Origin of the sequence: Dactylosporangium vinaceum (assembly GCF_019904175.1) — a bacterium.
GTDB classification, from domain to species: domain Bacteria; phylum Actinomycetota; class Actinomycetes; order Mycobacteriales; family Micromonosporaceae; genus Dactylosporangium; species Dactylosporangium vinaceum.
Map to the genome: position 1 here is coordinate 8,071,845 of NZ_CP061913.1, position 14,984 is coordinate 8,086,828.

General features: G+C 72.0%; 10 protein-coding genes. 6 read left to right on the forward strand and 4 right to left on the reverse strand.

What is annotated here, in order from left to right; genetic code table 11:
* Positions 1–14: 14 nt before the first annotated feature.
* Positions 15–2,012, reverse strand: a complete 1,998-nt coding sequence (locus Dvina_RS36265) for an amylo-alpha-1,6-glucosidase (RefSeq protein WP_343217047.1) — start codon at positions 2,010–2,012, stop codon at positions 15–17.
* Positions 2,013–2,254: 242 nt separating this feature from the next.
* On the opposite strand from Dvina_RS36265, the gene glgX reads away from it, so the two are divergent.
* From glgX to treZ, 3 genes are read left to right on the forward strand one after another with little or no spacing between them, the layout of a single operon-like run.
* Complete coding sequence (gene glgX, locus Dvina_RS36270) at positions 2,255–4,360, forward strand: glycogen debranching protein GlgX (RefSeq protein WP_223093854.1); 2,106 nt, start codon at positions 2,255–2,257, stop codon at positions 4,358–4,360.
* Positions 4,357–6,570: a malto-oligosyltrehalose synthase gene (gene treY, locus Dvina_RS36275; RefSeq protein ID WP_223093856.1), complete on the forward strand. Its 2,214-nt coding sequence runs from the start codon at positions 4,357–4,359 to the stop codon at positions 6,568–6,570. The genes glgX and treY overlap by 4 nt, the downstream gene beginning before the upstream one ends.
* 9 nt (positions 6,571–6,579) lie before the next feature.
* On the forward strand, positions 6,580–8,280 hold the full coding sequence (gene treZ, locus Dvina_RS36280; RefSeq protein WP_223093858.1) for a malto-oligosyltrehalose trehalohydrolase: 1,701 nt from the start codon (positions 6,580–6,582) through the stop codon (positions 8,278–8,280).
* A 4-nt stretch (positions 8,281–8,284) separates the two neighbouring features.
* Here treZ and Dvina_RS36285 read toward each other — a convergent pair whose 3' ends face one another.
* On the reverse strand, positions 8,285–9,541 hold the full coding sequence (locus tag Dvina_RS36285; protein WP_223093860.1) for an NAD(P)/FAD-dependent oxidoreductase: 1,257 nt from the start codon (positions 9,539–9,541) through the stop codon (positions 8,285–8,287).
* A gap of 47 nt (positions 9,542–9,588) precedes the next feature.
* Here Dvina_RS36285 and Dvina_RS36290 point away from each other — a divergent pair, with 47 nt between their 5' ends.
* A complete protein-coding gene (locus Dvina_RS36290) occupies positions 9,589–10,200 on the forward strand; it encodes a TetR/AcrR family transcriptional regulator (protein WP_223093862.1) in 612 nt (203 codons plus the stop codon).
* A gap of 94 nt (positions 10,201–10,294) precedes the next feature.
* On the opposite strand, the gene Dvina_RS36295 is transcribed toward Dvina_RS36290, so the two are convergent.
* The gene (locus Dvina_RS36295) at positions 10,295–10,864 is read right to left on the reverse strand and encodes a WD40 repeat domain-containing protein (protein ID WP_223093864.1); all 570 of its coding nucleotides are present in this window, start codon (positions 10,862–10,864) and stop codon (positions 10,295–10,297) included.
* A gap of 81 nt (positions 10,865–10,945) precedes the next feature.
* On the opposite strand from Dvina_RS36295, the gene Dvina_RS36300 reads away from it, so the two are divergent.
* Together Dvina_RS36300 and Dvina_RS55555 are read left to right on the forward strand one after the other, a co-directional pair.
* Entirely contained in the window at positions 10,946–11,296 is a 351-nt protein-coding gene (locus tag Dvina_RS36300; protein WP_223093866.1) for an ArsR/SmtB family transcription factor, read from the forward strand.
* Positions 11,289–12,155 carry an SRPBCC domain-containing protein gene (locus Dvina_RS55555; RefSeq protein ID WP_223093868.1) on the forward strand — a complete coding sequence of 289 codons (867 nt, stop codon included), beginning with the start codon at positions 11,289–11,291 and terminating at the stop codon, positions 12,153–12,155. Before Dvina_RS36300 ends, Dvina_RS55555 begins: the two co-directional genes overlap by 8 nt.
* 844 nt (positions 12,156–12,999) lie before the next feature.
* On the opposite strand, the gene Dvina_RS36310 is transcribed toward Dvina_RS55555, so the two are convergent.
* A complete protein-coding gene (locus Dvina_RS36310) occupies positions 13,000–14,661 on the reverse strand; it encodes a substrate-binding domain-containing protein (protein WP_223093870.1) in 1,662 nt (553 codons plus the stop codon).
* Between the last annotated feature and the right edge of the window lie 323 nt (positions 14,662–14,984).

The following is a 14,984-nucleotide window of genomic DNA, read 5'->3' on the forward strand; positions in this document are numbered from 1 at the left end:
CTCGTCGCCGACTGTCACCGTAGCGCGTTCCGACGCTTCCGCGGACCGGCTTCGCGGGCCAATTTCAGTTTTCCGGATTGGGCGGGTTGTGCAGCTTGCACATTGCAGTTTTGCCTGATGACGGTGCGGGCGTGCAGGAGTGCGGCGACCGATCGGGCGGAGAACGGCGCACCCGTCGGGCGGTAGGGCGCGTCACCCTCCGCGATCTCGCTGACGGAGCCGAGACCACACTCACTCAAATGTCCGGTAAGGGCGGCGGGCAGCGCGTCCACCGGTCGGCCGGCGGCGCACATCGCGTCGGCGTACGGCCCGAGCCACCACGGCCACACCGTTCCCTGGTGATATGCCGTGTCCCGGGCGACCACACCGCCTCGATGGCCCCCAAGGTACCCGTACTCCCCCGGCGCGAGCGTACGCAGACCCAGCGGCGTGAGCAGGCTCTCTCCCACGGCCCGCAGCACGTCGTCGCGCAGCCGCGTCTCGTCGGCCGCGGGCGCGTAGGGAAGGCTGAACGCGAGCAGCTGGTTGGGGCGCAGGACCGAGTCGTCGTGGACGCCGGAGCCGCCCTTCGGATACGGCGCGGGGCCGGCGTCGACGACGTCGAAGAGCCAGCCGTCGGGCGCCCGGAAGCGCTTCACGAACTGGGCCCGGACGGCGTCGCGGCGCGCGTGCACGACCGAGGCGTCGCGGCCGCAGCGCTCCCGCAGCGCGGCCAGCGCGCCGAGCGCGTTGGCCCACAGCGCGTTGAGCTCGACCGGCTTGCCGTCGCGCGGGGTGACCGGGCCGCGCGGCAGGTGGGCGTTCATCCAGGTGCGGCCGCCGTGGTCGGCGTCGAGCCGGAGCAGGCCGTCGAGCGCGTCGATGGTGACGCCGTCCATGGTGCCCTTGGTGTAGGCCGCGATGACGCTCTCGACCGCGGGCAGGAGCTCGGCGGCCAGGCTGTCGTCGCCGGTGCGCGCGATGTGCCGGTCGACGGCGTGGACGTACCACAGCGGCCCGTCGGCATCGGCGAGTGCTTCGGCGCGCATGCGGGCACCGAGGCCGGCGTGGGAGCGCAGCAGCGCGCGGCCCTCGCCGGCCCGGTTCGTGTCGAGGAAGAGCCCCTCGTAGGCGGTCATGGTGTCGCGCAGGTAGCTGCCGAACCACGGGTATCCGGCCACGACGTCGGGGTGGCCGTCGCGCTGGATGATGAACGCGTCGGCGGCCAGGGTGAGCAGGCGGTCCTCGAACCCGCGGGCGCCGGCCTGGCGGATGAGCTTGCGGGCCCGGCGCCGGGCCGCCTCGACGATCGCGGGGCCGTCGGGCAGCGGCGTGGGGTCCTCGACGTCGGAGCGGGCGGTGACCGTGAGCGTCTCGCCGGCGCGCAGGTCGGCCGTGAACGTCCCGGCGGCCCAGAGGTCCTCCACCGGGTTGAGCCCGCGGGCGGCCTCCTCCCGGTGGTACGCGTCGAGGTACCACTCGCCGACGGGCTTGAAGTCGGGCCCGTCGAGGCGCATCACGTCCTCGACGACAAGCTCGCCGCCGGAGGAGAAGCGCTCCCCGTCGGCGTCGCGCCAGGTGCACAGCGCCCCCAGCACCAGCCGCACCTGGGCGCCGGGCGGGGCGGCGACGAGGCGGTGGACGACGGCGACGGCGTTGCGGCCGTACACCATCGCGACCTCGCGCTCGAGGACGTACTCACCGAACCGCCAGCGCCACCGCGGTACACCGTCGACGATGTCGAAGGACTCCAGGTGGTGATGGCCGGTGGGGTCGAGCGCGCCGGAGCCCCACTCGTGGACGGCCAGGCGGTGCTCGGCTCCCCCGGGCAGGCGCAGCACCGGGTCCAGCGCGGCGAGCGCCACCTGACGGGCGGGGGTGACAAGCAGTGCGTGGTACCGGCGGGTGCGCAGCCCCGCGATCGTGCCTGTCGCGTATCCCCCGAGGCCGTCGGTGACCAGCCACTCCCCTTCGAACCCGGCCGGGGTCGCGCAGGCGTGCGGGCCGAAGGTCATCACCGATCCGGGGGGCATGTGCCCAACTATGATCCGTTCCCCCTTGTTTCAAACGCGCGCCACGGCTGAATTTGCCGGAGATTCATCCGCCGACCGTGTCGGAAATCCGACCCGCCGACGAGCACGATTCATTATTGGGCGAGCGGGGCATATGGCAGCCAGCTTCGCGCGTATCCGTGCGTGAACTTTCGACACACGTAACGTGGTGGCAACGAGGGCACCGTTGAACAGCGGTGCCGAGAAATAGAGCAGGAGCGAGCATGCAGGTGTGGCCGGGCAACCGGTACCCGTTGGGTGCGACGTACGACGGGCAGGGCACGAACTTCGCGATCTTCAGCGAGGTGGCCGAGTCCGTCGAACTGTGCCTCTTCGACGACGCCGACGGCGAGGAGCGCATCCGCCTCGTCGAGGTGGACGCGTTCGTCTGGCACGCGTACCTTCCGGGCGTCGAGCCGGGGCAGCGGTACGGATTCCGGGTCCACGGGCCCTACGACCCGGCCCGGGGCCTGCGGTGCAACCCCAACAAGCTGCTGCTGGACCCATACGCCAAGGCCATCGACGGCGACATCAACTGGGACCCGGCGGTCTACGGCTACGACTTCAACGACCCGGAGCAGATGAGCGAGGCCGACTCGGCGCCGTTCATGCCGAAGGCGGTCGTCGTCAACCCGTACTTCGACTGGGGCAACGACGCCGCGCCGCGCGTGCCGTACCACCACACGGTCGTCTACGAGGCCCACGTCCGCGGGCTCACGATGCGCCACCCGGACGTGCCCGAGGAGCTGCGCGGCACCTACGCGGGCATCGGCCACCCGGCGATCGTCGAGCACCTCAAGCGGCTCGGGATCACCGCGATCGAGCTGCTGCCGGTGCACCACTTCGTGCACGACCAGCGGCTGGTCGAGCTGGGCCTGTCGAACTACTGGGGCTACAACACCATCGGGTTCTTCGCCCCCTATCACGGGTACGCCCGCCGGCACCGCGGTCAGCAGGTCCAGGAGTTCCGCGGCATGGTCAAGGCGATGCACGCGGCCGGCATCGAGGTCATCCTCGACGTCGTCTACAACCACACCGCGGAGGGCAACCACCTCGGGCCGACACTGTCCTTCAAGGGCATCGACAACGGCCACTACTACAAGCTCGAGGACGAGGACAACCGGTACTACACGGACTACACCGGTACCGGCAACAGCCTCAACGTGCGCAACCCGCACACCTTGCAGCTCATCATGGACTCGCTGCGCTACTGGGTGACCGAGATGCGGGTCGACGGCTTCCGCTTCGACCTCGCCTCGACCCTGGCCCGCGAGTTCTACGACGTCGACCGCCTGTCGACGTTCTTCGAGGTCGTGCAGCAGGACCCGGTGGTCAACCAGGTGAAGCTGATCGCCGAGCCGTGGGACGTCGGGCCCGGCGGCTACCAGGTCGGCAACTTCCCGCCCCTGTGGACGGAGTGGAACGGCCGGTTCCGCGACACGGTCCGTGACTTCTGGCGCGGCGAGCCGGCGACGCTCGGCGAGTTCGCGTCGCGGATCACCGGCTCGGCCGACCTGTACCAGGACGACGGCCGGCGCCCCTTCGCCAGCATCAACTTCGTCACCTGCCACGACGGGTTCACGCTCAACGACCTCGTCTCGTACAACGAGAAGCACAACGAGGCCAACACCGAGGACAACCGCGACGGTGAGAGCCACAACCGCTCCTGGAACTGCGGCGTCGAGGGTCCCACCGACGACCCGGCGATCCACTCGCTGCGGGCGAAGCAGCGGCGCAACTTCCTGACCACGCTGATGCTGTCGCAGGGCGTGCCGATGATCTGCGCCGGTGACGAGCTCGGGCGCACCCAGGGCGGCAACAACAACGCGTACTGCCAGGACAACGACATCAGCTGGGTCAACTGGGACGACGTCGACGAGCAGCTGCTCGCGTTCACCCGCGGCCTGGCGCTGTTCCGGGAGCGCCACCGGGTGTTCCGCCGCCGCCGGTTCTTCACCGGCCGGCCGGTCGCCCGGGCCGAGGGCACCCCGATCCCGGACGTCGCCTGGTTCGCCACCGACGGGCGGCAGATGACCGAGGAGGACTGGGACAACCACTTCGGCAAGGCGCTGATGCTGTTCGTCAACGGCGAGAGCATCACCGAGCGGGGCTCGCACGGGGAGCGCCACGTCGACGACTCGTTCCTGCTGTGCTTCAACGCGCACTACGAGCCGCTCGAGTTCGTCATCCCGCAGCAGGATTTCGGCAAGGAGTGGGAGCTGGTCATCGCGACGGCCACCGGCCCGGCCCGCGACGGCGTCAGCTACACCGCCGGCGGGACGATCACGGTGCCGGACCGCTCCCTCGTCGTGCTGGACCGCACGGTATGAGCACGCCAACGGGGACCTACCGGGTGCAGGTGCGCCCGGACTTCGGCCTGGACACGGCGGCCACCCTCGCCGGATATCTCCACACGCTCGGCGTCAGCCACATGTACTCGGCGCCGCTGCTGACCGCGACGCCCGGCTCCCCGCACGGCTACGACGTCGTCGACCCCCGGGCCGTCAACCCGCAGCTCGGGGGCGCGGCGGCCCTCGACCGGCTCGTCGGCGCCCTGAAGGACAATGGCCTCGGCCTGGTCGTCGACATCGTGCCCAACCACATGGGCCTGTTCCAGCCGGCCGCCAACCCCATGTGGTGGGACGTGCTCAAGCACGGCCGCGGCAGCGAGTACGCCGGCTGGTTCGACATCGACTGGGACGCCGGACCGATCATCGTGCCGGTGCTGGGCTCCCCGGCGCTCGACGACCTGGCGGTGGCGCACGGCGAGCTGCGGTACTACGAGCACCGCTTCCCGCTCGCCCCCGGCACCGAGGGCGGCACCCCGCAGGAGGTCCACGAGCGCCAGCACTACCGGCTCGTGTACTGGCGGGAGGGCAACGAGCGGCTCAACTACCGCCGGTTCTTCGCCGTCACCGAGCTGGCCGGGCTGCGCGTCGAGGACCCCGCGGTCTTCGAGGCCACCCACACCGAGATCCTCCGCTGGGTCCGAGAGGGGCTCGTCGACGGCATCCGCGTCGACCACCCGGACGGCCTGCGCGACCCCGGCGGCTACCTCGCTCGCCTGCGCGAGCACGCCCCCGGCACCTGGCTGCTGGTCGAGAAGATCCTGGAGCTGGGCGAGCCGCTGCCGCCGTGGCCGGTCGACGGCACGACCGGCTACGAGGCCCTCGCCGAGGCGTGTGGGCTGTTCGTCGATCCGGGCTTCCCGACCGCTGCCGACGTCTCCTGGTCGGACGAGGCCTACGCCCAGAAGCTCGACGTGACCAAGCGCCTGTTCGGCGCCGAGCTCAACCGCCTGGAGCGGCTCGGCGGCGACAAGGCCGTCCTCGCCGAGCTCGCGGCGAACTTCTCGGTCTACCGCACCTACCTGCCCTACGGGGCGGAGCACCTCGACGAGGCGCTGGCCAAGGCCAGAACCGAAGTGCCGGCGGATCTGGTGCTGCGGCTGCGCGACCCGGGCGACGAGCTGGCGGTCCGCTTCCAGCAGCTGACCGGCGCCGTCATGGCCAAGGGCGTCGAGGACACCGCGATGTACCGGTGGAACCGCCTCATCGCGCTCAACGAGGTCGGCGGCGACCCCAGCCGCGTCGGCGTCGGACCCGACGAGTTCCACGCGGCCCAGGCCCGGCGCCTGCGCGAATGGCCGCACAGCATGACCACGCTGTCGACGCACGACACCAAGCGCGGCGAGGACGTCCGGGCCCGCCTGGCCGTCCTGAGCGAGATCCCGGCCGACTGGGCCGCGGCGGTCGCCGGCTGGCGCGAGACCGCCCCGCTCGACGACCCGTCATTCGAGGCGCTCTTCTGGCAGACGATCGTCGGCGCGTGGCCGATCGAGCAGGAGCGGCTGCGGGCGTACTTCCAGAAGGCGGCCCGCGAAGCCAACCGCTCGACGTCGTGGGACGAACCGGACGAGGCGTTCGAGGCGGCCGTCAACACCAACCTGGAGCGGGTCTTCGACAACCCGGACCTGCGCCACTCGGTGCACGACTTCGCCGCCCGGATCACGCCCTTCGGGTGGAGCAACGCGCTCGGCCAGAAGCTGGTGCAGCTCACGATGCCCGGGGTGCCGGACGTGTACCAGGGCACCGAGCTCTGGGAGAACTCCCTCGTCGACCCCGACAACCGCCGCCCGGTCGACTTCGCCGAGCGCCTCGACCTGCTCGCGGCCATCGACGCCGCGGCCGCCGCGCAGCAGCCGCTGCCGCCGGTCGACGTGTCGGGCGCGGCCAAGCTCCTCGTCGTCAGCCGCGCGCTGCGGCTGCGCCGGGACCGCCCCGAGCTCTTCGGCGGCTACGAACCGGTCGGCGCGAGCGGCCCGGCGCAGCAGCACGCCGTCGCGTTCGACCGGGGCGGGGCGCTGACCGTCGCCACCCGCCTCCCCGTCGCCCTGGCCGCCGCGGGCGGGTGGCGCGACACCGCACTGCACCTGCCCGAGGGCACGTGGACCGACGCGCTCACCGGGCGCGGTGTGCCGTCCGCGGCGCTCGGCGACATCCTCGCCACCTACCCCGTCGCGCTCCTCGTGAAGGGCTGACCGAGCACCATGGACTTCCGCGTCTGGGCGCCGTCCGCGCGCCGTGTCGTGCTGCACAGCGGTACCCGCCAGATCCCGATGACGGCCGACGGTCAGTGGTGGACCGCCGAGGATCCGCACGCCGGCCACGGCACCGACTACGGCTTCTCCCTCGACGGCACCGACCAGGTGCTGCCCGACCCGCGCTCCCGCCGGCAGCCCGAGGGGGTGCACGGCCGCAGCCGGGTCTACGACCACGACCGGTACACCTGGGGCGACGGCGCCTGGACCGGCCGCCAGCTCGCCGGCAGCGTCATCTACGAGCTGCACGTGGGCACGTTCACGCCGTCGGGGACGTTCGACGGGGCGATCGAGCGGCTGCCGTACCTGCGCGACCTCGGCGTCGACCTGATCGAGCTGCTGCCGGTGAACACCTTCAACGGAGAGCACAACTGGGGCTACGACGGCGTCGGCTGGCACGCCGTCCAGGAGAGCTACGGCGGCCCGGACGGCCTGAAGCGCTTCGTCGACGCCGCCCATCAGGCCGGGATCGGCGTCATCATCGACGCCGTCTACAACCACTTCGGCCCCTCCGGCGCCTACACCCCGCAGTTCGGCCCCTACCTGTCCCAGGGCGCCAACACCTGGGGCCGCTCGCTGAACCTGGACGAGGCCGACAGCGGCGAGGTCCGCCGGTTCATCATCGACAGTGCCCTGCAGTGGCTGCGCGACTACCACTGCGACGGCCTGCGGCTGGACGCCGTCCACGCCCTTGTCGACCGCGGCGCCACCCACCTCCTGGAAGCGCTGGCGGTCGAGGTCGACGCGCTGTCCGCGGCGGTGGGCCGCCCGCTGACCCTGATCGCCGAGTCGGACCTGAACGACGCCCGGCTCATCACCGCCCGCGAGGCCGGCGGCTACGGCCTGCAGGCCCAGTGGGACGACGACGTCCACCACGCGCTGCACGCCATGCTGACCGGCGAGCGCCAGGGCTACTACGGCGACTTCGGCAGCGCGGAGTGCTTCAAAACCGTCTGGGAGCAGGCGTTCTACCACGCCGGCACCTGGTCGACCTTCCGCCGCCGCATCCACGGCCGCCCGGTCGACCGGTCCCGCATCCCCGGCTACCGCTTCGTGGTCTGCCTGCAGAACCACGACCAGATCGGCAACCGCGCCGTGGGCGACCGCCTGACCGCGACCCTGTCCCCCGGCCTGCTCAGGGTCGGCGCCACCCTGCTGCTGACCTCACCGTTCACCCCGATGCTCTTCATGGGCGAGGAGTTCGGCGCCCGTACCCCCTGGCAGTTCTTCACCAGCCACCCGGAGCCCGAGCTGGCCGCCGCGGTGGGCAAGGGCCGCCGGGAGGAGTTCGCCGAGCACGGCTGGTCCTCCGAGGAGGTCCCCGACCCGCAGGACCCGCAGACCTTCTCCCGCTCCCACCTGGACTGGGCCGCCCAGGACCCGGACCTCCTGCAGCTGTACCGCCGGCTGATCGCGCTGCGCAAGACCCACGCGGGCCTGGCCGACCCCCGCCTGGACCAGGTGCACGTCGTCCACGACGACGGCGTCCTGCTGATCCGCCGCGGCGACCGGACGGTCGTGGCCAACCTGACCCAGCACCCCAGAACCATCCCACTGGGCGCCGACTGCTTCCTCTTCACCACCGACGAGGCAGCGGTCGTCCAGTCCGACTCCCTGACCCTGCCCGCCGAATCCGCCGCAATCCTCTAGACCGCTACGGTTCCGGCACGTCGAGCCCGCCGCGCCACCTGGCGGGGTGTGCCCGGCGTCCGGTGCGGCGCCGGGCCACGGTCAGCCGCAGGAGGTTGGCCGGGCCGAAGTACGGGCCGGCCGGGACCAGGCCGGCCAGGACGCCCAGGAAGCGGGTCACCTCGGCCGGGTCGTCGGCGATCGCCGGGTACAGCCGCCGGCCCACCCGGTCCGGGCCGAACGCGGCCAGCCCGGTCGTGAGGCGGTACATCGCCCGGCGCTCCCGGTCCCGCCCGCGGTGGTAGGCGGCCAGCGCAGCCGGCAGCGGGGCCGCCCCGCCCAGGCCGGCGATGAGCGCGGCGGCGAGGGCGTCGGCGTCGCGCAGGGCGTTGGCGATGCCCTGGCCGGTGATCGGGTCCATCACCAGGCCGGCGTCGCCGGCGAGGGCCCACCCCGGCCCGTACGGCACCCGGAAGGTGTTCGGCAGGTCGACGGTGGCCCGGACGTGCTCGGCCAGGCGGGCCGCGGCGATGCGCTCCCCCAGGTCGCCCAGGCCCGCGAAGCCCGCCGCGAAGCCGGCCGCCAGCCCCTGCGACCGCACCTGCGCGAAGCGGTGGGCGGGCACCGACAGGAACGCGACGGCCAGGCCGTCGTTCGTGGGCCAGGCCGAGCCGAGCCGGTCCGGCCGCGGGTACATCTCCCCGCCGCGCAGTGCCAGGCCGTCCACGTACGCGTAGAAGGCTCCGGACCTCGCGGCCCGGGTGCGGTACGGGCGGGCGGCCACCGAGCGGGCCACCGTGGAGTGCTTCCCGTCCGCGCCGACGACCCAGGCCGCGGTCGCGGTGACCGGGCGGCCGGCCCCTCGTGGTGTGCCCTCGACGCCCGCCACCCGGCCGTCGGTGACGTGCAGGCCCGTGACCGCGAACCCCTCCCACACCTCGGCTCCGGCCGCGCGGGCCGCGGCGACCAGCAGCGCGTCGAGCACCGTGCGGCGCGGGCTCAGGACGCCGTCCGGTCCCGGGTACGCACCCTCGAGCACGGCCGGGCCCGGGTCGAACCTGGCCGTGCGGACCAGTGGCGCCCCCGCGGCCAGCAGCGCATCGAGCAGGCCCCACCGCCGCAGCAGCGCCACGCCCGGTGGCTGGATCTGGTGGGTGGACAGGGTGTCGCTGGGGAACCGGGCCCGGTCCACGAGCAGGACCCGCAGGCCGGCCCGGGCCAGCAGCAGCGCGGTGGACGCGCCGGCGGGGCGGGCGCCGACCACTATCACGTCGAAGCTCAAAGTTTTGATACGCCGTAACGTAACAGCGTCACGATAAGCTGGCAAGCATGGGCCGGCCTCGGGAACACGGTGCGGACACACGCGCGGCGCTGCTCGCGGCGGCCGGCGAGATCGTGCACGCCGAAGGGGCGGCGGCGGTGTCGGTGCGGCGGGTCGCGGACGCGGTGGGCACGACGACGCGGGCCGTGTACAGCCTCTTCGGCGACAAGGACGGGCTGCTGCGCGCGCTGTCGCTCGACGTCGCCGAGACCATGCGGCGCCACCACGCGGCGGTGCCGCAGCTGGCCGATCCGCTGGCCGAGCTGCCGCTGCTCATCGCCGGGTTCCGGGCCGCCGCACTGGAGAAGCACCGGCTCTACGACCTGTTCATGGCCCAGGTCCGGCCCGACGCCGACCCGGACGACCCGGTGTTCCGGCTGGTCTACGCGAGCTTCGACCGGGTCCTGTCCACCATCCGCCGCGCCCTGGACCTGGGGCTGTTCCCGGGGCGGGACGAGTTCGCGGTCGGCCGGCACCTCCTGGCGCTGGTGCACGGGCTGGCCTCGCTGGAGCTGCGGGGCGTGCTCGGCGGCGCGGACACCGCCGGGCCGGTCTGGGATCAGGCCACCGCGGCGACTCTGGCCGGGCTCACAGCAGCCGGGCCAGTCCTACCGCGATGAGCAGCAGCACGGCGGCGGCGACGGTCACCGCGACGGCCGACCAGACCCGCTCGACCTTCCCGCGCAGCCGGTCATGCGGGGCACGGTAGCAGCGTCAATCAATGTCCCAGCGGTGCACGGCACCGGAGGCGTCGTAGCCGAGCAGGGCCGGGCGCAGGGACGGCGCCGGGGCCAGGCCGGTCAGGGACGTCGCCGCGGTCGGCTGCGGCGGCAGCAGTGACGCGCCGGTCGCCGCGTCCCACCGGTACAGGGTTGTCGCGTCGCAGGCGATCAGGGTGATGCCGCCGCCCGGGCGCGGTACCGCGGTGATCGCGCGCAGGGGCGGGCCGAGCAGCGACGACGAGCCGAGGCGGGTGCCGGCGACGACGTCCCAGCGGTGCAGTCCCGCGGGGCCGGCGCCGGCCAGGACGGTGCCGGCCGCCGTCACGTCCCAGACTTCGGCCGGGTCGCGCACCGGGGCCAGCTCCTCCCCCGCGTCCAGGTCGAAGCGGCGGGGGCCCGCGCCGCCGGCGGCCAGCAGCAGCGTCCGGCCGCCGGGCAGCGCCACCGACGCCCGCACCACCGGCGACCAGGTCGCGCGCAGGGTGCCGGTGCCGGCGTCGACGAGGCGGCCGTCCAGGCAGCGCAGCGGGCCCTGCGGCGTGGGTACGACGTCGATCCGCACGGGCTACTCCTCTTGACCGCAGACACTCCCACCTGCTTAAGTAACCAGCAGGTTAGATAACCACTTGGTTAGGTACACGACGTGACCGATCGATTGAGTATCACCTTCGCGGCGCTCGCCGACCCGACCCGGCGGGCGATTCTGGCCCGGCTGGCCGGCGGAGAGGCCACTGTGAAGGAGCTGGCCGCGCCGTTCGCCATGAGCGGGCCCGCCGTCTCCAAGCACCTGCGGGTGCTGGAGCAGGCCGGGCTCATCACGCGCGGGCGCGACGCGCAGTGGCGGCCGTGCCGACTCGAGGCGGGGCCGCTGCGGGACGTGGCGGCGTTCGCGGAGGAGTACCGGCGGTTCTGGGACGCGAACTACGAGCGCCTCGACGCATACCTGCAACTCGTACAGGACGGTCTACAGGGAGATGAGCCAGAACATGAGTGACGAGCTGGGCGTGACCGGGTTCGAGCTGGACGGCGAGCAGGACGTGCGCATCACGCGCGTCGTCGCGGCCCCCGCCGAGCTGGTGTTCGACGTGCACACGAGCCCCAGGCACCTGCCGCACTGGATGCTGGGCCCGCCCGGCTGGACGATGCCGGTCTGCGAGATCGACCTGCAACAGGGCGGGGCCTTCCGGTACGTCTGGCGCAACAACGACGGCGAGGAGCTGACGATCGCGGGCACGTTCGAGGAGATCGAGCGCCCCCGGAGGCTTGTCAGCACCGAGCGCTGGAGCGGCGGCTGGCCCGCGACCCGCAACACGCTCACCTTCACCGACGTCGGCGACGGCGGCCGGACCCGGATCACCACGCACATCCACTACGCGTCGGCCGAGGCCCGCGCCAACGCCGTGCAGTCCGGGATGCGCGAGGGCCTCGACGCCGGCTACGCGAACCTGGACGGATACCTGGACGGGCAGTTCACCATGCGCCTCGAGCTCGTCCCGGTCCCGGTCAGCGACGTCGACGCCGCCCTGGCCTTCTACGCGGACCGGCTCGGCTTCCACGTCGACCACGACATCGCCCCCGGCAACGGCGCCCGCATCGTCCAACTGACCCCGCCCGGCTCGGCCTGCTCCATCCTGCTGTCGGAGAACCTCCCGGGCATGGACGCGGCGCCGGGGGTACTGCAAGGCTTGCACCTGGTGGTCAATGATGTGCGCAAGGCGCGCGCGGTGCTCCTCAAGAAGGGCGTCGAGGCCGGCGAGATCATGGACATGGGCGGCATCCTGTACGTACCGTTCGCCGACCCGGACGGCAACAGCTGGATGCTGCAGGAGATCCCTCCCCGATTCACGGCGTGACCAACCCGCGATATAGCAGCAACGCCGGGACGCACGCCATCCGTGTGCGTCCCGGCACCGAACGCCACACCACCAAGTCCAGAAATGATGCCAAGCCGAAGGCCCCCCGACCCGCAACCACCGAATGACGACCACGACGAACCACTCACAAACCGAAAAACCGCAACCACCAAACGGCGACCAAACAACGGTCGCGCCCACGCCAATCCGGTACTTACCATCGGCCGAGCCCACAATTTGCGGCTGCCCCTCCAACCGGGCGACACAACCACCGACGGCGCCGCTGCGACCGGCACGACGTCGACCGGCACAACTTCGACGGGCACCGCCGCTTCCACCTGCACCGGCACCTCGGCCTGCACCTCTTTCGCGGCCGCCCGAGCCTGGAGCCACTCCTCCTCGGTGACCGGCACGTTGTCCCTGTAGATCCGCCGGAGCTTGGCCGCGTGCCGCCGCTGGAGCCCCCAGTGGCGCTGCTCCTTGTGCTCGCGCCGAAACTCTTCCCCGATCGGGCTGTAGTTTCGTGACCGGGTCCGATCGCGCATTGTTGCGACTTCACTGCGACCGAGAAGACTTGCCTGCCCCCGCATACGTTTATTATCGCAAACATAGCAGTGAATCACACTCGTCACTATTTCACATGGCGCACTCTATCGGGATTCATCCCGTTGGAGGGGCAGCCGCAGATGTGACCTCGGCCGATGGTAAGTACCGGATTAGCGTGGGCGCGACCGTAGTCTGGTTACCGTTTGTTGGTTGCGGTTCGCGGGGTGGCGGCAGGTCCGTCGTGGTCGTCATTCGGTGGTGGCGGTGGGATTCGTTTTTTGTTTTGTGATCATTTTTTTTATTCGTGTAGTCCGCCGGCTACTACGTGGATGAAGGCGGCTTGGACGTCGTCGGCGCTCGATGCGTTGTCGACGTAGGCGCCGAGGGGTTGGAGGGCGGTTTTGAGGCGGTCGGCGGCGTCTTTTTTGGCCAGGACCACGACGCTGATCGTGACGGGGCGTTCTGGGTCCTGCAGCGCCTTCAGCTTCTCGACCATCGCGGCGACGGCCTGGGCGTTGGCGCTGTCCTTGTTGGCGTCGTCGGTCAGGATGAATACCTGGTTGAGCATGTCGTCGTGCCAATCGTCGCGGACCGACTGGTAGGCGGCGACGATCGTGTCGAGCAGGCCCGCGCCTGCCTTGTGGGTGTTCAGGGTGTTGACCGAGCGGGTGAAGGCGGCGCGGGAGGTGTCGTCGAGGCGGTCGCTCGGGAGCAGTTTGCGGTAGCCGCCGGGCTGGCCGGGGCTGATCTCCCACAGGCCCAGGCGGGAGCCGACCGGCATGAGGTCGCCCACCGCGCGGCAGCCGGCCTTGAGCACGTCGAGCGCCGACTGCTTGCCGCCGGTCGGGGCGGTGCTGCCGCCGCCGGCGCCGGGGGCGGCCATGTCGACGGCGATGAGCAGGTTGCCGCGGCGGTCCTCCGCGTCCCAGGTGGCGAAGACGTGCTGGACGTGGTGGGCGGCCAGGACGGCGAAGGGTTCGGCGGTCGGCTCGGGCAGCGTGGAGCCGCCCTCGAACGGCGGGCGGGTCTGGCCCGGGCCGCGCAGACCGGCGGCGTTGAGGGCCTGGCGGACCTCGGTGCTGGCGAACGCCTCCCGCAGCCGGTTCAGCGCGGCGACGCGCTTGGGGTCGCGGGCGGCCTCGGCGGTCGGGAACCAGCTGTAGCGCATCAGCGCCGTATTGTCCGCGCCCGCCAGGTAGACCCGGCTCTGGGCCAGGTTCATGATCGGCAGCAGGGCGTACTCGGGCACCAGGCCCACCTCGCCCGGCTCGTTCGGCGTCGCGGCCAGGTCGTGGTTGACCGTCCGGGTCACCGCCATCGCGTTGTTGAGGGTCAGCGACGAGGAGTCCATGCCCTCCTTGAGCCAGACCGCCTCGCCCACGGCCCCGGCCGCGACAAGGCCGTCGCCGGACAGCGCCGGGTCGCGCACGACGAGCCGCACGCCCGGGGTCTTGGCGTCGAGGAGGTTGGCCAGGGCCAGCCAGCCGTTGCCCTTGTCCTTGATCTTCTCGGCGGTCGGGGCGTCGGTGACCATGAGGATCGGCGAGGTGGCGAGGGTGGTCCCGGCGCCGGTGTCGCGCTTGGCCTGGCTCTCCTTGTCGGTGGGGACCAGCAGCCCGGGCGGGGCGGCGGTGGCCCAGGCGGCGTCGTCGGGCATCCACACGTCGGCGCCGAGTTGGGCGACCTGCCCGGCTGCGGGGCGCCCGTCGGCGGTGGTGACGTCGAGCAGGATGCAGTCCTTGGCCGCGCGCAGCTCCCGGCCGGCCGCGGAGACGACGGTGGAGAACGAGGAGGCGGTCACCACGCGCAGGGTGGTCGGGCAGTCCGCACCGTCGGCGTCGGTCGCGTCGTCGTGCAGCACATACCAGCCGGCGCCGGCGACGAGGCCGACGGCGAGCAGGAGCACGAGCCCGCGCATGAGCGCGCCGAGCATCCGTGAACCCGACTGATGCCTACCCATGACCGCTACCGTCCGCGCTCGGAAAAGGAGGAAGTGCCCTGATCGCGGGCAAGTATGACATCGAGCGCAGCGGATTCACGGCCCTGATCGGCCGGTCGGTCAAGACCACGAACCGTTCGGGCCACACATTCTCCGCAGAACGGTCGCCCCGATGCACGCACGGTGACCCGGCGGACACGAAAACGGCGTTCCGTCGGGAATCCGCCAGACCCCCGGTCCCACCATACGAAACGCCACTTCCAGCATGTGGCTGGCCGGGCCGCACCGCACCGCCGGCTCCGCGCCGGTCGGCCGGTCCGTTCGCCGAGCCGGGGCGCCCGCTG